Here is an 18916-nt window from a genome sequence, read left to right as displayed (position 1 = left end):
GACGCACACTATGAATAAGAATTTGTTTCGCCTTGTCTTCAATGCAGCCCGTGGCCAAGTGGTGGCTGTGTCCGAGATAGCCAGCAGCCACAGTGGTGGAAAAAGCGCCAGTGCCGGAGAGTCAAAACTAAGTCACCCCCTGGCTTCAGCAGGCATGACGCATCTGGCTATCAAGTCCACCGTGGCCGCAATAGCCATGCTGGCTGCCCCCGCTTGGCTTTCTACCGTGTGGGCCCAGGCGTTGCCCGCCACCACCATCGTGGTCAACGGCGCTACGCCTGCAAGCCAACAGCCCACTGTCACCAGCACCGCCAGTGGCATCACCCAAGTCAACATCCAGGCGGCCGTGGGCGGTGTAAGTCGCAATCGCTATACCCAGTTCGATGTGGGCAGCCCAGGCCTCATCCTGAACAACAGCCCGGTCAACAGCAACACCCAGCTTGGTGGCTGGGTCGCAGGCAATACCAACCTGGCGTCTGGCAGCGCCAACATCATCCTCAATGAGGTCAACTCCACCAACCCCAGCCAACTGCGCGGCTACATTGAAGTCGCGGGCCAAAAGGCCGAAGTGGTCATTGCCAACCCCGCAGGCATTTCGGTGAACGGCGGCGGCTTTATCAACGCCAGTGGCGCCACGCTGACCACCGGCACCCCTCAGTTCAGCGGCAACAGCTTGAATGGGTACCAAGTGAACAGCGGCACCATTACCGTCACTGGCAACGGGCTGGACACCGCCACCACCGGGATCACCAAGCTACAGGCGCAAAAGATCATCCTCCAAGGTGGCGTCTTCGCCCAAGACCTGCGAGTAACTGCTGACAACAGTGCAGGCGCCAATAACGCGGTAGCGATCGACGTGTCTGCCATTGGTGGCATGTACGCCAACAAGATCACCATCTTGGCCACAGGCCTTGGTGCAGGCGTCAACAATGCCGGCAAGCTGCAAGCCAACAGCGGCAGCTTCACCCTAAGTGCCGATGGCACCCTGACCAACACCGGCACCCTCAACAGCACGGGCACCACTCGCATCAACGCCCAGACAGTGAACAACAGCACGGGCGGTGCCATTTATGGCGGCAGCGTAGCCATTGCAGCCACCACCCTGAACAACGCAGCGGCCAACAGCACCGACACCGCACCCGTCATCGCTGCGCGTGATAGCGGTGGTCGGGTGGACATTGGCGTGCAGACTCTGAATAACCAGGAAGGTGCCTTGATTTACAGCGCGGGCGCTCTGGCCATCGGCGGAAGTTTGGACGCTAATGGTCAAGCCACTGGCCGCGCCACCACGGTCACCAACAACAGCGCGACCCTGGAAGCCGCGGGCAATGTGGCCATCACCGCGCAAACGCTTGCCAATACCTATGCCAGTCTGGGCTACCGCGTTGAGGTAGATCCAACGACCCCAGCCACCACTGGAAGCGCAGATTGTGGCGTGGACTGTACCCACACATGGGTGGATACCTACTACCGGGCGGTAGCCGTTGCCGGCCCCAATGGGGCAGCCGTCATACGCTCTGGCGCAGACATCGCCCTAGATACCACCACCAGCGCAACCAACAGCTCCAGCCAAGTATTGGCTGCAGGCACGCTCAGCACCGCTGGCGTGGCGCTCAATAACCAGGGCATTGACCTCACCAGCCAGGTTGCTACCCGCCGTGATCACACGGTGGTAGTGACTTATATGCAAAACGGCCTAGGCTGCGACTCGTTCGGATTTGGTTGCCACTCGGAACGTCGCTGGCGCACCACCACCAGCACCGACTACATCGCCCGCAACCAGACCATCGGTCCGGCGTTGGCGCAAAGCCGTAGTACCACCCCAAGCAGCACGACCCTGCCCAATTCGGCCCTGTTTGCCACCAGCAGCAATGCCAGCTACCTGGTGGAAACCAACCCCGCCTTCACCAACCGGCAAATCTGGTTGAGCAGTGACTACATGCTCTCCGCGCTGACCGTAGACCCCGACATAACCCAGAAGCGCATGGGTGACGGTTTCTACGAACAGCGCCTGATCAATGAGCAAGTGGCTCAGCTCACCGGCTATCGCCGTCTGGCCAACTACAGCAGCGACGAGCAGCAATACCAAGCCCTGATGACATCCGGCATCACCCAGGCCAAGTCCCTGCAACTGCGGGTTGGCATTGCCTTGACCGCCGAACAGGCGGCTCAACTGACTAGCGACATCGTTTGGCTAGTTCAACAAGAAGTCACCCTCAAAGACGGTAGCAAACAAAAGGTCCTCGTCCCGCAGGTCTACGCCGTGGCCCGCAGCGGCGACCTGGCCTCCAATGGAGCCTTGTTGTCTGGCAACAACGTCAACTTCAACACCACGGGTGACTTCAGCAACGCCAACGGCACTATCCAAGGACGTGAGCTCGTCAGCTTGACCGCCACCAACGTGCGCAACCTGGCCAGTCGTATCGAGGGCAAGACGGTGGCACTCAATGCCACCCAGGATATTGAAAACATCGGCGGCGCAGTGATTGCCCAGCAAGGTCTCACTGCTACGGCTGGGCGCGACATCAAGGTGCAGACCACCACGATGGAGAGCACCAACGGGAACAGTGCTGCCAATGGCTCCGCTCCCACTCAGACTGCTGGCGGCATGCTCGGTGGTGCGTCTGGTGGGGCCGGTTCTGGCCAGCAAACCCGCTCCACCGATATCAGCCGAGTCGCGGGTCTGTACGTAACGGGTGATACCGGCGTGCTCCTTGCCTCTGCCGGACGCGATGTCCAGCTCGAAGCGGCCCTGCTGCAGAGTGCAGGCAACACCCAGGTCAATGCCACGCGCAATCTGAATCTGAGTACCGTGACCACCAGCGCCAGCATGGACGCAACCAAGGACAGCGACAACTACAACCGTACCAGCCGCAGCGCTGAGGTGGGTAGCACCTTGCAAAGCGCAGGCAACACCACTCTAACCGCAGGACAAGACTTCAAGGCCCGCGCTGCTGACGTGCAGGCCACAGGCAATCTGGCGGTGACTGCTGGAAACAATGTGGTGATTGAGTCAGGCACTGCCACCAATGCGATGTCGTCCGCGAGCAAGACCAGCAATAGCGGCTTCATGAACAGCAGCTCCCGCACGGAACGCAGTAGCAGTAGTAGCACTCAGGCCATTGCGAGCAACTTTGGTGGCGGCAACGTCAGCGTCACTAGCGGTCAAGACATTGGAGTCAAAGCGTCTAACGTGGTGGCAGACAAAGACCTCAGTCTGAGCGCTGGCAAGAACGTCACTGTTGAGGCTGGAACCAATACCCAGACGCAGAGCAGCTTCTCTGCGTTGAGTGAGTCTGGATTGATGAGTGGCGGCGATCTGGGGGTGAGCGTGGGCAGTCGCGACCAGAGCACTGACCAGAAAAACACCCGCACTACGGCGGCTGCCAGCACCATAGGCAGCACAGGCGGAAACGTGCGTATTGCCGCAGGGCAGACATTTACCCAAACAGGTAGCGATGTTCTGGCAACCAACGCCACAGCAGGCAATGGAAACATCGACATCACCGCCAAGAAGGTCGACATCGTTGAAGCCCGAGAAACCAGCGCCACTGAGACCAAGTCCGAATTCAAACAAAGCGGCCTCACAGTGTCGCTAAGCAACCCGGTGGTCAGCGCTGCGCAGACCATGCAAAAAATGGCCAGTGCGGCGGAGAACACCAAGAGCGACCGCATGAAGGCCCTGGCCGCAGCAAGTGCAGCACTTGCCTCCCGTGGTGCGATCAAAGAGGTGGGTAACCTGATTAACGGCCAGACCAGCGCAGCCAAAGACCTTGAACTCAACATCAGCTTGGGCTCCTCCAGCAGTGAGAGCAAGTCCACTAGCACCAGCGACACTGCGCGTGGCAGCAGCCTCACCGCGGGTGGTAACACCACAATTCGTGCCACCGGCGACGGCGCCAACAGCAATCTGACCGTTCGAGGCAGCACCATTCAATCCGGTGATACCACCACGCTGGCAGCCGACAACCAAGTCCTGCTACTTGCTGCAGCCAACACCAGCACCCAAACCAGCGACCAGAAATCCAGCTCCGGTAGCTTGGGCGTGACGCTAGGCAAGGACAAGTTTGGTGTCTCCGTGTCGGCAAGTCAGGGCAGCGGAGACGGCAATGGCCAAGATGCCAACTTCACCAATACCCGCATCGAGAGCGGTAAGGTCGTCAACATCCAGAGCGGAGGTGACACGGCTTTGAAGGGTGCTGTTGTGAAAGCAAACACCGTGAATGCCAATGTAGGTGGCAATCTGCAGATTGAAAGCCTGTCGGACAACAGCCGCTACAAGGAGTCCAGTCAAAACAGCAGCGGCTCGCTCACCGTGGGCTATGGCGCGGGAGGCAGCGTCAGCGTAGGTGCTACCAAAATCAACAGCAACTACCAAAGCGTCACTGAACAAAGTGCCCTACGCGCAGGCGACGGCGGCTTCAACGTCAATGTGCAGGGCAACACCGACCTGAAGGCCGGCGCCATTACCAGCACGCAAAAGGCTATAGACGACAACAAGAACAGTTTCCAGACTGCCAAGCTGAGCACCAGCGACGCGAATAACAGCGCCAGCTTCCAGGCAGAAAGCTACCAGGCTACTGCGGGCACCAGTGGAGGCAGTGCCGGTGCCGGTCAAGACAGCGGCAGTGTAAACAGCACAACCAGGTCTGCCATCAGCGGGATTGCGGGCAATAAGAACGCAAGAACTGGAGATGCAGAGACCGGTATCAAGAAGATTTTTGATCAGACGGCAGTCACCAAGGACATCAATGCGCAGGTGGCTATTACCCAGGAGTTTGGTAAACAAGCCAGCAAGGCTGTGGGTGACTACGCGAGCCAAAAATATGCGGAAGCGCTCAAAAATAAAGACCAAGCAGGCATGGACATCTGGAAGGAAGGTGGTGTATCTCGCGTGGCTTTGCATGCGCTGGTAGGCGGTTTGGGTGGTGGCGTTGGAGGTGCTGCAGGGGCAGCGACGAGCCAAGCCACTATTCCCATGCTTGGGGAGGAGATTGCTAAGCTGGATATACCGGTAGAACTCAAGAGTGCATTGGTTCAAGCCGCGAGTATTGCCATAGGTGCGGCAACAGGAGGCACGGCTGGCGCAGTGGCAAGCCAGAACGCAACCGCTAACAACTACTTGACCGCAGCAGACCTACGAAACAAAGGGCAGAAACTCAAGGACTGTCGATCTAATGGTACTCCTCAGTGCGAGATCAATGTTCTCAAGGAATATGACCTCAAGAATGCAAAGAACACGGCCAATATCAATTACAAGAGCGTGCTTACGGAGGGCTCGTTACAGGCAGAAAAAACGGCATTAGAGAGACTTCTCAGTGACCCGGATATCAGTCTTGCGGGTAAGGCGGAGGCAAGGCGAAGCATTCGAGAGCTGGAGGTGGCGATCAATGTGTTTCAGAAGGCTCCTCTGCTTCAAGACGCCGCTGTTGTAACGGGCATTGCACTGGATGTCGCAACATTGGGTGAGTTTGCTGCGGCCAAAGTATTGACCTCCAAGCTGGTCACGGAAATCATTGCAAGGCGCACTGGGCAAACTATTGCGCCAGAGGCGGCCGACGTTATTGCAAGTAGCTTCTATAAGGCAGAGGTGGGGGGAAATGGTGCAGCCGCCGTGCCGACAGGAACCTCGATTCCAGCCAACTCCGCAAACGCAGGAGTGGGATTGCGGAATGATCTGTCAATCCAAGCCGGGGTTCCTACATCGACAAGCAATGTTTGGGGTGCGTCTCTAGATGATTTGAAGCAAGCGTTTAACACCGGTGGTGCAACAATTACGCCAGGTTCTGCTAGGGCGTCTAGCTCAGGAAATGCGCAAATACTCAATGTGGAAGGTAGCAGTACTGGTGTCGTGCAGGTGCAATACAGCCCCGCATCTACTGCCACCACGAAAACTAGTCACGGGGGGCAATACTACAAATTTACTTACGCAGACGGTGCCGAGCTGAAGGTAATTGATCCGGCCACCTATCGCGTTTTGGGTTGGCCGGAAAACGGTGGCAAAACCACATTTCTAAATCCTAGTGGCAAAGTGATCACTTTTGATCCCATTACAAAAACTTGGAGATAGCGCGATGAAGCTCGATTGGAAAGCACAAACCGTTCCTGGGAAATCCATGTTCAACCTTGAACTTGGGAGTAGTTATGCAGACGTGGTGAATCTGCTCAAAGGACACGAGATTTCTGAAGGCGTTGTTCAAATTGCCAACTCAAATCCCATGCGCGTGATCGTTTCCTTGGAAGAGGAAGCTATCCTTGTCAAGAAAATGGATGATGGAAACTACGATTGGCAAAGTGATCTTGCACTATTGCACTTTCAGAATGGTATTCTGAAATCAATAACAGCATATCTGAATGAGCCCTTCAGCTATCGCGGTTTGGTTTGTGGAGAAATTGGCCTAGGGCAAGAAATTCGGGCACTAGAGAAGTATTTCACCCTTGAATATGATGGCATTGATGAAGCTATGTATGCCTTCAATGATGGCAAGTTGAGCGGTTTGGAGCTACAGGGAGCATCGTGTGACTTATCCGTTGATCCAACTCAAAAAATTGGGGGGATGAAAGTCTTTATTACAGAGTAGTTGGATTAAATGCAGCAGCAACTGGCGGCCGTCCGTTGTGCACAACAAGCATTGATGGTCAACCGAGGCGCTTGGAGTGATCCCGTAAAAAACGGAACAATTGAGGCCAGGGGGCAAGAAATGAACGCCGAAGAGCTAAAGCGACATGCTATCAGTTTAGAGCAGGAGTTGTTCAATGCAACCGCCCAATCATTGGATGTAGCTGCATTTGCAAAATATGAGCCGTTATTAAGTGCAATAAGAAGAGCTAAAGCTGGTGAAATCACCAAAACTGAGGAAATACCGGGGATGCGTTATTGGATGTATGAAACAGACATCCCGGCATTTACTTCTCTTGAAACCGCATTTTCTCGATTCAGTTTGCTACTGAATGGTTGGGAACCGTGACAACAAAACCATAGTTCCCACCCGGATGCGCCATTCAAGATGGCGCAAGGCTGGGAAAGGAGGGCGCGTATCAGGCCAATCCCTCTCCATCCTCCAGCAGCCCGAACATCGACAACACGCTTTTTCTCTGAGCATTGAAGATCGCAGTCATGCTCTTGAGCATAGTCTTCTCATCTGGTGGAAGGTGGTTCTCAGCGTTGATGCGCGCTGTGACCTTGTGCCATGCATCTGGAAGCTTTTCGGCCAGCAGGATCAGCTGCGGCAGCATCTTGTCAGGCACAAACCCACAATCCACGCAAAATGCCTCCCACGAGTGTCTGCCAACGCTGGCAAACCGCTCCTCATCACCGATCCAGAGGGCCAGAGTCTCCTCGCCGTAGACCTTGGTACACAGCATGTCATAGAAGGGTGCAAGCCGGTAGGAGTTGTCCAGCACCAGGACAGAAATATTCTTGGCGTGGGCATCCCCGTTGCCGATCAGGTAGTTGAACATGACCCATCTGGCAAACTGCAGGCGGCCAGCGGCATCAACACGGCAGGCGCGAAAGGCCTGTGCAAGTTGCCTCAGACTAACCAGCTGCGCATCGGACTGGTACTTCCATTCCTGGGAGACATTCAGCAACTGGCACCCGTCGATCTGGTGCAGCTGCACGATATTGCCGGCAAACACCCTCCGGTCGTAGCGCTCCACCACATAGACCGGTTCAGGCACGCGTAGCATCCACACGTCGGGCACTGGCAGTTTCAACTCCCTGGCCAGCTTCATGCAGGCGTATTCGTTGATCACGGTAGGGCGATAGCGCTCCTGGCGGTTGTCTGGCTTGAGGATGTGCGTGGACGGAGAGGACTGCTTGCAATCACTCATCTGAAGGGTTTTACGGTTGAAACGAATGCCCAGCTTGTCCTGGGCGCCGGCGATCGACATGCGCTGCTGGCCACCGGCCAGAAGCAAGGGCTCCTCAGCTCGCTTGGAAATGCGCTGGCTCATCGCCTCGTAGGTGATGGGTTCATAGTCCTGGATGCCTTGCGGCCTCTCGTCCTCGGGCAGCAGCGACAGCACGCCGGCCAGTTCGCGACCGATCTTCTCCAGGATGGGCATCTGTGCGCCACGACGCAAGCCAAGGGCATTGAGAACGTCGTCCAGCACCATGCCCTCAGGCAGCAAGTTGGAAAAAAACTTCAACACCTCATCGCCATTGAACTCGGCGGCCGTCAGCGGAAGCCATGGAGACAGTTCGTAAGCGCCATCCTGGCTCAGCCATTGCTCGTCATATGCGAATGTCACCTTGCCGTCGATTTGTCCAAGCCAGCCCAAAGGCCGTAGGTTGGCCCACACGCGAAGTCTGTTCATTTCGACGTGCCCGGTGGCATGCGGGGAAGCCCTTTTTTTGCAATATCAGAGGCTTTAATGGTGTGCCCAAGACTGCTGGGCTCGGTGAGTACCCGCGTAGCGATGTCCATGGCCGTAGCGGAGTCGGGTGATGAAAGACCCTGGATCTGGACCTGCAGGCCCATGCTGCTGATCAGCTGCACGATGTTCACCAGCGTGCATCTGCCCGCGTTGCCCTCGGCGTCCCGAATGAAAGACACGCTCAGACCGCTGACAGCACTCAGCGCCTCGCGAGAGAGCTTTTGCTCCTTGCGTGCTGCCATGAGACTCGGGCCAAGTTGATCGATTGAGCGGGGATCTATGAGAAACATGATTGCTCCTAAGAGAGCATTTTAGGAGAATCAATCAGGAAAAGTGTAGAAAAGTGCTTTCAAGAGGACAAAAGTGTCTCGAAAGGCCGAAAAGTGCTGAAAATATGACTCTATGGGAGCGTTTTTTAATAGGTTATAGGTGGTTTCGAGAAAAATGGCTGCTACAGGGACAGTTATATCGAGTGAGGAAACGCTAGGAACGTACAGACAAAACAGCCTCATGGGCTGTAGTTGGAACATTGCGCCAGTCGCCAGCGCACACCCTGTTCCACGCAAACCAGCTAGAAGCCGATCGGGACATCCCAAAGCTGCAGCACACGCCAGCGGCGGTGCGCTTTCTGAGCATGGAGCTACTACTGAGCGCAGTTCTCCTGCCAGCCATGGAAAGGCGTCCACTGGGTCATTGCAGGCGGTGAAAGCAGTGAGCGTTTAGCCCCAAATGAGAAAAGTCAGTAGTTACTGAAACGGAGGATTTAAATGGAACCAGTTGTACAGACGAGAAGGCCCGATGTTGGCCAAGTCCGATCGGACGATGCTGCGAAACTGCTTTACCTCTTCCAGCAGTCGCTGAGGTGTCAGTCGTGAACGCCCCAGAAGGCACAGTGCCTGACTGCTAGCGGCAAGGCATAAGCCAGCCCGATGAGGGCATCACGGACATCACTCGCATTGCTGCTGCGCTTGATTTCAACCAGCACATCTCCCACGGGCCCTGACCAGCGGGCATCGGGGTTGTCAGTGGGGATAGATTCGATATCCATGAAGTAGCTACTAGATGTTTAGTAGCTACTTTAGCAAGTGGATCGGATTGTCATACCCCTGCGCCATAGTTGAATAGCACCGAGTTCTGATGCATCTTTGGAGGGAGTCAATCGGAATACGCACTCAGAAAGCGACTCTTTATTTTTTGAGCCATCTTTTGTCCATCATTCACCTTCTTGTGATGGCCCCGCAGCCCTGCAACTCTGGTCTCTTGGTTGAGTTTGAAGACTTTCTTGCGAACATCAAAAACCGGCCAACCTTTGCGCTGCACAACCGCTGTTGCAAGGTCACCCAAGAAGTTTTCTATGTCTGCATCGGGGCTCAGATAGAAGGCGGCGAGTCCAAACGGCTGCGTGCTCTTCTTGCCCATTTTTCGTTCAATGTCAGCCACGATGCAGTGGACGCCTGGGAGCTCGATGTGAATGGCCACCATGAGTCGGCTCCGGAAGGCAGGCTTTCCGTCGGCGGAGTCACCAGTACTGATGTTGACCCATGCACGTTCCGTTCTCGGTTCTGTGTCATAAGCGGCCAAGCCGATGACGGGTAGTGGCATTGCTGTAAACCCAAGCTCCGGCAGGAATGGCACTGCTGCCAGGAGCAGCTTGATGGTGGGGTCCGAGCTCTTCTCTACTGCGTCAGTGTCAATGTTGGCGGAGATGATAGGCCTGGAGCCTTTGGGCGTGCCCGTAGACATGCCGTTGGCTTTGATAAGGATGACTTTTTTCTTCTCCCCGCTGTTTTTGTACTCTTGCCGGGCTTTGGGGGCCAGCGTTGCTGTGATTTGAGACAGACCGTCAAACCGATCTTCTTCTGACGCGATAACCACTTCTTGAATCCACTTGGCTGGCGCCCCTTGTCCGTCACTGAGCTTGCCCTCATTTTTGAGGTCCTTCGAGTTTGATGCGACGATTTGTGTTTTGGGGTCGCCTTTTTGTTCAGTGCTCGTTTGAGGCTTGCCTCCAACGGACATAGGCTTTAAGTCTTTATCGTCTTTATTCTCTCCCTGTCCTGGGTGCATCATGGGATATGCATAACAGATGTCAAACGGTAGGGGACGGCGGCATTTCAGTAGCCGTGTCACAAAGTACCGCTCTTTCAAGGACGTACCAGTTGGGATAGCAACTACTTCGGCCTGAATTTCGGTGTCGTCATCGAAGGGGAAGACGCACGTCAGGGGCTCCTTGGATCGACGGTTCTGGGAGGTTGACTGAACCGAGCGCTGAATAGCGTTGAGTGCATCCTGCGTCCGGTCACTGATCAATTTGTAAGCAAGGTGTCGTGCGTCGGTAACTTTGAGCCCAAGCACAGTTTGCGTTCCCACCGTTATTTCATGGGGTAATTTTGTTGTGTCGCACTTGGGTTCCCAGATGAGGTCGTCCCATCCATGTGAGAAAGCACTTCGTGCCAGCACGCTTGAAGGGCAGAAGAAGAAACGGGCGATTTCGACGCAGGGAATCATCACGTAGTACGGATCCACCTGGTTGATATCCGAAATCGCTAGAATTTTTGATGGATTCCTTTGAGACCATGCCAGCCGTCCCAGTGTGTATTCAGAGCGGAGGATCGGCCATTGATCTTGCTGGTTCCCAAAAAAGCGGGGGATGTTGTCTTGAAGCCCCAGCAATGTGCTGTGGGCTGGCGCGATCTTGAGTCGCCGCAGATCCACCCGATTTGGGCGCAATGGGACGCGCTTGCCGCCATGGAAAATGGCGCCCTTGTACAGGAGGGGTAAGTACCCAACCCCTAGAGGTACCCTGATTTGCCGCGCGACATCGGCTGCATTCGGCGCAACCAAGATGCCCTCAACATTGGGGTAGAGAGGGCTCAAAAACACATCGATCATGTGTTGAGCGTTATGTGGCCCTTGCGGGAACACGTCGCCCAACCAGTCAATCCGCCACCTTTCCCTAGTATTTAGTAGGTTGGCTAATTCATCAATTACTACTCGTCCCTGATTCTTTGTCATAGCGCTAAGTTCTTATTTACCGCGCTACTTTCTCATAAAGCGTGAAAGTTCTCAAACAATCTGGCCATTGCCACCCCTCCTACCAGAGCCACGGCACTTGCCGTGTGGTGAGGGCTGCACGTGGGGCGCAAGCCCCAGCGCTGCAAATCAAAGCGGCCGCACAGGCTGCCAATGGCGGCGCTTTGCAGCGCTTCGTCGGTGCTCATGTCCGGTAGCAGGCCCGCAAAGCGTTGTGCCAGCATGGACTTGCCGGACCCTGGTGGTCCCACTAATAGAAGTGAGTGTCCGCCTGCCGCCGCAATTTCCAGTGCGCGCTTCGCAGCGGCCTGGCCCTTCACATCCGCCATATCAGCGTCGCGCAGGCGCAAGCCCGGCGGGGTGCCAAGCACGCGGACCCATCCGTCCGGGTCCTCCGGTTCGGGGGTTAGCTCCGCAGAGCCCGCGGGGGCAGGCAACGCAAAGTGACGCACCACATTCAGCAGGTGACGCGCCCGCACCACATGGGAGTCTGGTACCAGCGCCGCCTCTTCGGCGCTGTCGGGCGGAAGCACCAAACGGGTGCTGACCTGGGCGGTGCGCAGCGCCAGCGCCATGGCCAAGGCGCCGCGTACCGGGCGCAAGGCGCCGGACAACGACAGTTCCCCGGCAAACTCGTACTGCGCCAACGCGGTCCCGTCGATTTGCCCACTGGCCGCCAAAATTCCTAGCGCAATGGGCAAATCCAGCCGTCCAGAGTCCTTGGGCAGGTCGGCCGGGGCCAAATTGACGGTGATTCTCTTGTTATGGGGAAATTCCAGGCCGCTGTTCTGGATGGCGCAGCGCACCCGTTCGCGGGCCTCTTTCACCTCCACATCGGCCAGACCGACCAGGCTGAAGCTGGGCAGACCGTTGGCCAGATGCACTTCGACGGTGACCTTGGCTGCTTCCAGCCCCAGCAGAGCGCGACTCTGCACCAAAGACAAGCTCATGGCCCTATGCTCCCAAAACGGTGCGCTGCAAGGCAGTGCATGCGCACAGATTGCACCAGTTAAGTGCATGCTGTATTTATGTACAGGTATGTTACTCCAGTCCGCGCTGCTTGGGGCGTGGCCTTGTGAAATAGAGGGGCTTTTAACTTGGCATGGCTTCTGCTTTAGGGGTCTTATCTCCAGACCCGTGGAGAAGCAGACCAGCCAGACCCGGTGTCTGTATTCAACTGTTATCAAGCTGAGGTGAACACATGAAACTCGTAACGGCCATCATTAAACCGTTCAAGCTCGATGAGGTGCGAGAAGCCTTGTCTGGCATTGGTGTGCAAGGTATTACCGTCACCGAAGTCAAAGGCTTCGGACGTCAAAAAGGCCACACAGAGCTGTACCGCGGTGCGGAATACGTGGTGGACTTTCTGCCCAAGGTGAAGATCGAAGCGGCGATTGACGACGCTTTGGTGGACCGCGTGATCGAAGCCATCGAAGGTGCTGCCCGCACCGGCAAGATCGGCGACGGCAAGATTTTTGTCTACAACCTGGAACAGGTCGTGCGCATTCGTACCGGCGAAACCGGCAAAGAAGCGCTGTAACCCGAAAGAGAGCCAATAACATGAAAAAACTGCTTGCTTCCCTGGCCTTGGGCCTGAGCCTGCTGACAGCCGGGTCGTTCGCCCTGGCCGAAGACGCCAAACCCGCCGACGCACCCGTTGCTGCTGCACCTGCTGCAGAAGCCAAACCTGCTGACGCTGCTGCAGCTCCTGCTGCGGCACCCGCCGCCGCTCCTGCTGCTGCAGAGGCTGCACCTGCACCCGTGCCCAACAAGGGCGACACCTCCTGGATGATGGTCTCCACACTGCTGGTGATCTTGATGACAGTTCCTGGTCTGGCCCTGTTCTACGGCGGCCTGGTGCGCAGCAAGAACATGCTGTCCGTGCTGATGCAGGTCATGGTCACGTTCTCGCTGATCGTGGTGCTGTGGTTCATCTACGGCTACAGCCTGGCCTTCACCGAAGGTACCGCCTACTTTGGTGGACTGGATCGCCTGTTCATGAAGGGCATCTGGGACAACGCGGCCGGCACCTTTGCCAACGCTGCTACCTTCAGCAAGGGCGTCGTGATTCCTGAAATCGTGTTTGCCGCCTTCCAGGCCACGTTCGCCGGTATCACCTGCTGCCTGATCGTCGGCGCATTCGCAGAACGCATCAAGTTCTCCGCCGTGCTGTTGTTCATGGTGCTGTGGTTCACCTTCTCCTACGCTCCCATTGCCCACATGGTGTGGTTCTGGGCCGGCCCTGATGCCTACACCAGCAAAGACGTGGTGGACAAGGTCAACGCCACTGCAGGCTACATCTGGCAATCCGGCGCGCTGGACTTTGCCGGCGGTACCGTGGTGCACATCAACGCTGCTGTGGCTGGTCTGGTGGGCGCATTCATGGTGGGCAAGCGCATTGGCTACGGCAAGGAAGCCATGGCCCCTCACAGCCTGACATTGACCATGGTTGGCGCATCCCTGCTGTGGGTGGGCTGGTTCGGCTTCAACGCCGGCTCCGCTCTGGAAGCCAACGGCTTCGCTGCCCTGGCCTTCATCAACACCTTTGTCGCTACCGCTGCTGCCGTGTTGTCTTGGTCCTTGGGTGAAGCCCTGCACAAAGGCAAGGCCTCCATGCTCGGTGCCGCTTCCGGTGCCGTGGCTGGTTTGGTTGCCATCACACCTGCTGCCGGTAACGTCGGTATCGGTGGCGCGTTGATCATCGGTCTGCTGGCTGGCTTCGTCTGCCTGTGGGGTGTGACGGGTCTGAAGAAACTGCTGGGCGCTGACGACACACTGGACGTGTTCGGCGTGCACGGCGTGGGCGGTATTCTGGGTGCGTTGTTGACTGGCGTGTTCAACTCGCCTTCCCTGGGTGGCCCCGGTTTCGTGGCTGACTGGGTGACAGCGACTGGCATCACTGCCGCTGACTACTCCATCGCTTCGCAAGTGTGGATCCAAGCCAAGGCTGTGCTGATCACCATCGTGTGGTCCGGTATCGTGTCTGTGATCGCCTTCAAGCTGGTGGACCTGACCATCGGTCTGCGTGTCAGCGAAGAAGACGAACGCGAAGGCCTGGACATCACGTCCCACGGCGAGACCGCTTACAGCCGCTAATCCTCAGGATTCGGTTACGAGCCAGTTTCAATTCTTCTTGAGACTTCGGCCCAGCAGGATTTCGGTCCCGCTGGGCCATTTTTTTGGGATCTGCCGGTGCACAATGCCGCCATGAATTCCACACTCACCTTGCGCAACGGCGACCTGCTGTGCGACATCAAACCTGAATTGGGCGGCAGCATTGCCGGTCTGTGGCTGGGCACGGAACCTGTGCTGAGCTCGTTGCCCGGCGACCAGATGCAGACCGTGCGCCAGTCGGCCAGCTACCCGTTGGTCCCGTTTTCCAACCGCATTGGCCACGGCCAGCTGCAATGGGCCGGCACCAGTCACCCCTTGGTCAAGAACTTCGAGCCCGAGCCCCACGCCATCCACGGGGTGGCCTGGCAGCGGCCCTGGGCGGTTCTCGAGTCCACAGAGCAGTTCGCCTTGCTGTCGTTTGAGCACAAGGCCGACGCGTCCTGGCCGTTTGACTTTGACTGTTCCCAAGCTTTCAAGCTGGAGGCGGGCGCGCTGGAGATGACGTTGTCCATCACCAACCAGTCGCCCGTGGCAGCACCAGTGGGCCTGGGCTGGCACCCCTACTTCCCCAAGCGCCCAGGTACCGAGGTGCAGTTCTCGGCCACAGGCCGCTGGGAAATGGGCTCCGACAAATTGCCTACCCACCGTGTGGCCCACCCCGGCCTGCACCAAACGCTGGAGTCGCTCACGGTGGACCATTGCTTTGACGGCTGGGGCGGCGTGCTGACCCTGCGCGACAGCGTGCTGCGTGTGCAGGTGTCGTCGGCACTGAGGCATCTGGTGGTCTATACCAACCCGCAGCGCGACAACATTGCCGTGGAGCCGGTCAGCCATGTGAACAACGCGCTGAACCTGATGGCCCAGACTGGCACTGCTGGGGGCGACCTGGGCGTGGTGGTGCTGCAGCCGGGCCAGACCTATTCCTGCGAAATGCGCATCGACGTGGAGCGCGCGCTATGAGCTGGCAACCCCTGAGCCAAGACACTTTCGAACTCGGCGAATCGCCGTTCTGGCACCCCACTGAGCAGCAGCTCTACTGGGTGGACATTCCCGGCAAAAAGCTTCTGCGGGCCAACGTTTACATGGGCAGTGTGCAGGCGTGGGACATGCCCACTGAGCCCGGTTGCATTGCGCCCGCCGCCCGCGGCGGGCTCGTCATCGCGCTGCGCCACGGCGTGTTCCGTGCGCGGGAGTGGGGTGGGGCGCTCGAACCCATTGTGACCCTGCCCTATGACACGGCCGTGGTACGGGCCAACGATGGCAAGTGCGACGCGCTGGGTCGTTTTTGGGTTGGCACGATTGACGAACCCAAGGCTCGCCGTGCGGCGGCGCTGTTCTCCATTGACTGCCGCCGTGGCGTGCCCGAGGTGGTGCAGCACGCAGCCGGGGCCCTCACGGGCAACGGCTTGGCCTGGAGCCCGGACAACCAGACCATTTACTGGTCCGATACGCCCAACCATGTGGTGCACGCTTGGGACTATGACCTGGAGACCAACACCCTGGACGAACAGCGTAACTTTCAGCAGTGCGCTCCCAAGCCTGCCGGGTGGACCTTTGAGACCACCGCATACGCAGGCCGTCCCGATGGCGCGGCGGTGGACGTGCAGGGCAACTACTACGCGGCTATGTTCGAAGGCCGACGCATCTGCAAGTTCGCGCCCAATGGCACGTTGCTGGCCGAGATCCCTGTGCCCGCCCAGTGTCCCACCATGCCCTGCTTTGGGGGTGAAGACCTCAAGACCCTGTACGTGACGACTGCGCGCCATGGCCGCAGTGCGGCCGAGTTGGCAGCCATGCCGCTGTCTGGCGCGGTGTTCTCGATGCGGGTGGAAGTGCCGGGCCTGCCGGTCAACTTCTTCGTCGACTGAGTCCCGTGTCCTGCACCACCAATTTTTTGGTGGTGCAGGCACCAAAAAATTCACACCGGGGCAGAAGGCAGCGCTTTACCATCGGCGCCATGCCCGATACCCCCGCTCTTGCCCATTTGCTGGACCAGGTCCGCACGGCCGTGGCCGAGCGCACGCCGCTGCAGATCCGTGGAGGTGGCAGCAAAGACTTTGTGGGCACCATCCAGCCCGCGCAACTGCTGGACACACGGGGCCACAGGGGCATCGTGGACTACGCGCCCAGCGAACTGGTGGTCACCGTGGCCGCGGGCACCCCGCTGGCCGAGCTGGAAGCCGCGTTGGCCGAAAAGGGCCAATGCCTGCCGTTCGAGCCTCCGCATTTCGTGTGGTCCAGCGGTGCCGGCACGCCGTCGCCCGCCACCGTCGGCGGTTTGGTGGCCAGCGGCCTGGCTGGCCCAGCGCGTGCCAGTGTGGGTAGCGTGCGCGACTTTGTGCTGGGCCTGGAATGCATCAACGGCCGTGGCGAGCACCTCACCTTTGGCGGCCAGGTCATGAAGAATGTGGCGGGCTACGACGTTTCTCGCCTCATGGTGGGCGCCATGGGCACACTGGGCGTGCTCACGCAGGTGTCGCTCAAGGTGCTGCCGATGGCCCCGGCCGAGGCCACGCTGGTGTTTGGCCTGGATCAGGCCACGGCGCTGGAGCAACTGCACCGCTGGGGCGGCCAGCCCCTGCCGCTGAATGCCAGCTGCTGGGTGCATGACGACACGGCGCCCGGCGGTAGGCAAGACCTGCTGTTTGTGCGTCTGCGCGGCGCCATGGCGGCGGTGGAAGCGGCCTGCCGGAAGATGCTGGACGAAGCGCCTGGGCAGCGCATGGACGCGGCCCAGGCTGCCGCCGACTGGCTGCTGTGCCGTGACCAGCGCCTGCCGTTCTTTACGCCCCCTGCGCCGGACCTGGTGTTGTGGCGTCTGTCGGTGGCGCCCACGGCTCCGGTGCTGGACTTGCCTTGGGCGCAACTGGTGGAGTGGCACGGTGGCTTGCGCTGGCTTTGGGCGCCGCTGCAGGCGGGAGCCCAGCTGCAGGTCGCGGCCCGCCAAGCTTCGGGAAATGCTACTGTTTTTGTAGCTTCCCAAGCAGACTCCACGGGGGCTGGCTGTCAGTTTGCTACCAAGGATGCTGCCAAGGACGCCATCACCCGCCGACTCAAGGCTGCGTTTGATCCGTTGGGCTTGTTCAACCCGGGGCGCCTTTGCGCCGATCTCTAGGCACCACGTCGCGCCATGCAAACCCACCTCGCCCCCGAATACCAACACACCGCCGACGGCCAGGCCGCCGAGGCCATCCTGCGCAAGTGCGTGCACTGCGGTTTCTGCACCGCCACCTGCCCCACCTACCAGCTGCTCGGCGATGAACTGGACGGCCCGCGCGGACGCATTTACCTGATGAAGCAGGTGCTGGAGGGGCAAACACCGACCCGCGCGACCCAGTTGCACCTGGACCGCTGCCTGACCTGCCGCAACTGTGAGACCACCTGCCCCAGCGGAGTGGACTACGGCCACCTGGTCGACATAGGCCGCAAGCTGGTGGACGCCAAGGTGCCGCGGCCCCTGGGTGAAAAAGCGGTGCGCTGGGCGCTCAAAGAGGGCCTGCCTTCGCCCCTTTTCGCGCCCGCCATGAAGCTGGGGCAGTGGGTGCGCCCGCTGCTGCCGCAGGCGCTCAAGAACAAGGTGCCCGCATCGCAGCCGGCTGGCGCCTGGCCCACACGCGGCCATGCGCGCCAGATGCTCATGCTGGCCGGCTGCGTGCAGCCTGCGATGGCGCCCAACATCAACACGGCCACGGCGCGCGTGCTCGACGCTGCCGGTGTGCAGGTGCTTTTGGCGCCTGAGGCCGGCTGCTGCGGCGCCGTGAAGTTTCACCTGAATGACCAGGACGGCGGCATGGCCCAGATGCGTGCCAACATCGATGCCTGGTGGCCTTACGTGGAGCAGGGTGTGGAGGCGCTGGTCATGAATGCCTCGGGCTGCGGCGTCACCGTTAAGGAGTACGGCCACATCCTGCGCGATGACCCGCTGTACGCGGCCAAGGCCGCGCGCATCAGCGCACTCACGCAAGACCTCAGCGAGCTGCTGCCCAGCCTGCTGCCCGTCTTGCGCAAACGGTTGGATGCCAGGAGCCCTGCAGGCCAGCCTGCCCTGGTGTTCCACGCACCCTGCACGCTGCAGCACGGCCAAAAGCTTAAGGGTGATGTGGAGACGCACCTGACCGCACTGGGCTTTTCCATACGCGTGGCCGCCAACGAGGCGCACCTGTGTTGTGGCTCCGCCGGCACCTACTCGGTGCTGCAGCCGGAGCTGGCTTACGCGCTGCGTGACCGCAAGCTGCACAACCTGCAGCCGCAGGCCGACGAGGTCATCATCAGTGCCAACATCGGCTGCATCACCCACTTGCAGAGCGGCACTGACACTCCGGTGCGGCACTGGGTGGAGGTACTGGACGCTGCATTGGTGGCCCGATTGGGGGCATTCGCCGCATAATCT

13 protein-coding genes and 1 pseudogene are annotated in these 18916 nt (G+C 58.8%); 9 read left to right on the top strand and 5 right to left on the bottom strand.

Annotation, left to right across the window (positions count from 1 at the left end; genetic code table 11):
* Nucleotides 1–10: 10 nt before the first annotated feature.
* Genes AC07OE_RS13035 through AC07OE_RS13025 form a run of 3 tightly spaced genes read left to right on the top strand, consistent with a single transcriptional unit; the run spans nt 11 to nt 6968 of the window.
* The gene (locus tag AC07OE_RS13035) at nt 11–6070 is read left to right on the top strand and encodes a hemagglutinin repeat-containing protein (RefSeq protein ID WP_495070996.1); all 6060 of its coding nucleotides are present in this window, start codon (nt 11–13) and stop codon (nt 6068–6070) included.
* Between the two features lie 4 nt (nt 6071–6074).
* Nucleotides 6075–6581: a hypothetical protein gene (locus AC07OE_RS13030; protein ID WP_495070995.1), complete on the top strand. Its 507-nt coding sequence runs from the start codon at nt 6075–6077 to the stop codon at nt 6579–6581.
* 9 nt (nt 6582–6590) lie between these two features.
* Nucleotides 6591–6968 carry a hypothetical protein gene (locus tag AC07OE_RS13025; RefSeq protein ID WP_495070994.1) on the top strand — a complete coding sequence of 126 codons (378 nt, stop codon included), beginning with the start codon at nt 6591–6593 and terminating at the stop codon, nt 6966–6968.
* A gap of 70 nt (nt 6969–7038) precedes the next feature.
* Here AC07OE_RS13025 and AC07OE_RS13020 read toward each other — a convergent pair whose 3' ends face one another.
* The 5 genes and pseudogenes from AC07OE_RS13020 to AC07OE_RS13000 all read right to left on the bottom strand — a co-directional run.
* The gene (locus tag AC07OE_RS13020) at nt 7039–8304 is read right to left on the bottom strand and encodes a HipA domain-containing protein (RefSeq protein WP_495070993.1); all 1266 of its coding nucleotides are present in this window, start codon (nt 8302–8304) and stop codon (nt 7039–7041) included.
* Nucleotides 8305–8315: 11 nt separating this feature from the next.
* On the bottom strand, nt 8316–8621 hold the full coding sequence (locus tag AC07OE_RS13015) for a helix-turn-helix domain-containing protein (protein WP_495070992.1): 306 nt from the start codon (nt 8619–8621) through the stop codon (nt 8316–8318).
* A gap of 623 nt (nt 8622–9244) precedes the next feature.
* A complete protein-coding gene (locus AC07OE_RS13010) occupies nt 9245–9427 on the bottom strand; it encodes a hypothetical protein (RefSeq protein WP_495070991.1) in 183 nt (60 codons plus the stop codon).
* 107 nt (nt 9428–9534) lie between these two features.
* Nucleotides 9535–11394: a hypothetical protein gene (locus tag AC07OE_RS13005; RefSeq protein WP_495070990.1), complete on the bottom strand. Its 1860-nt coding sequence runs from the start codon at nt 11392–11394 to the stop codon at nt 9535–9537.
* A gap of 74 nt (nt 11395–11468) precedes the next feature.
* Nucleotides 11469–12362: pseudogene (locus tag AC07OE_RS13000) on the bottom strand (YifB family Mg chelatase-like AAA ATPase); the annotation flags it as partial.
* A 251-nt stretch (nt 12363–12613) separates the two neighbouring features.
* On the opposite strand from AC07OE_RS13000, the gene glnK reads away from it, so the two are divergent.
* The 6 genes from glnK to glcF all read left to right on the top strand — a co-directional run bounded on the left by glnK (nt 12614) and on the right by glcF (nt 18913).
* The gene (gene glnK, locus AC07OE_RS12995; RefSeq protein WP_094476942.1) at nt 12614–12952 is read left to right on the top strand and encodes a P-II family nitrogen regulator; all 339 of its coding nucleotides are present in this window, start codon (nt 12614–12616) and stop codon (nt 12950–12952) included.
* A gap of 20 nt (nt 12953–12972) precedes the next feature.
* Nucleotides 12973–14508, top strand: a complete 1536-nt coding sequence (locus AC07OE_RS12990) for an ammonium transporter (RefSeq protein ID WP_495070989.1) — start codon at nt 12973–12975, stop codon at nt 14506–14508.
* A gap of 111 nt (nt 14509–14619) precedes the next feature.
* On the top strand, nt 14620–15486 hold the full coding sequence (locus AC07OE_RS12985; protein ID WP_495070988.1) for an aldose 1-epimerase: 867 nt from the start codon (nt 14620–14622) through the stop codon (nt 15484–15486).
* A complete protein-coding gene (locus tag AC07OE_RS12980) occupies nt 15483–16394 on the top strand; it encodes an SMP-30/gluconolactonase/LRE family protein (RefSeq protein ID WP_495070987.1) in 912 nt (303 codons plus the stop codon). The genes AC07OE_RS12985 and AC07OE_RS12980 overlap by 4 nt, the downstream gene beginning before the upstream one ends.
* 89 nt (nt 16395–16483) lie before the next feature.
* Nucleotides 16484–17641, top strand: coding sequence for a glycolate oxidase subunit GlcE (gene glcE, locus AC07OE_RS12975; RefSeq protein WP_495070986.1), 1158 nt, complete (start codon nt 16484–16486; stop codon nt 17639–17641).
* 15 nt (nt 17642–17656) lie between these two features.
* The gene (gene glcF / locus AC07OE_RS12970) at nt 17657–18913 is read left to right on the top strand and encodes a glycolate oxidase subunit GlcF (RefSeq protein ID WP_495070985.1); all 1257 of its coding nucleotides are present in this window, start codon (nt 17657–17659) and stop codon (nt 18911–18913) included.
* Nucleotides 18914–18916 lie beyond the last annotated feature (3 nt).

It is taken from the genome of Rhodoferax sp. GW821-FHT09E07, assembly GCF_059416145.1.
The sequence above is the reverse complement of the archived record's forward strand: the minus strand, read 5'-3'. Positions and strand labels throughout refer to the sequence as shown.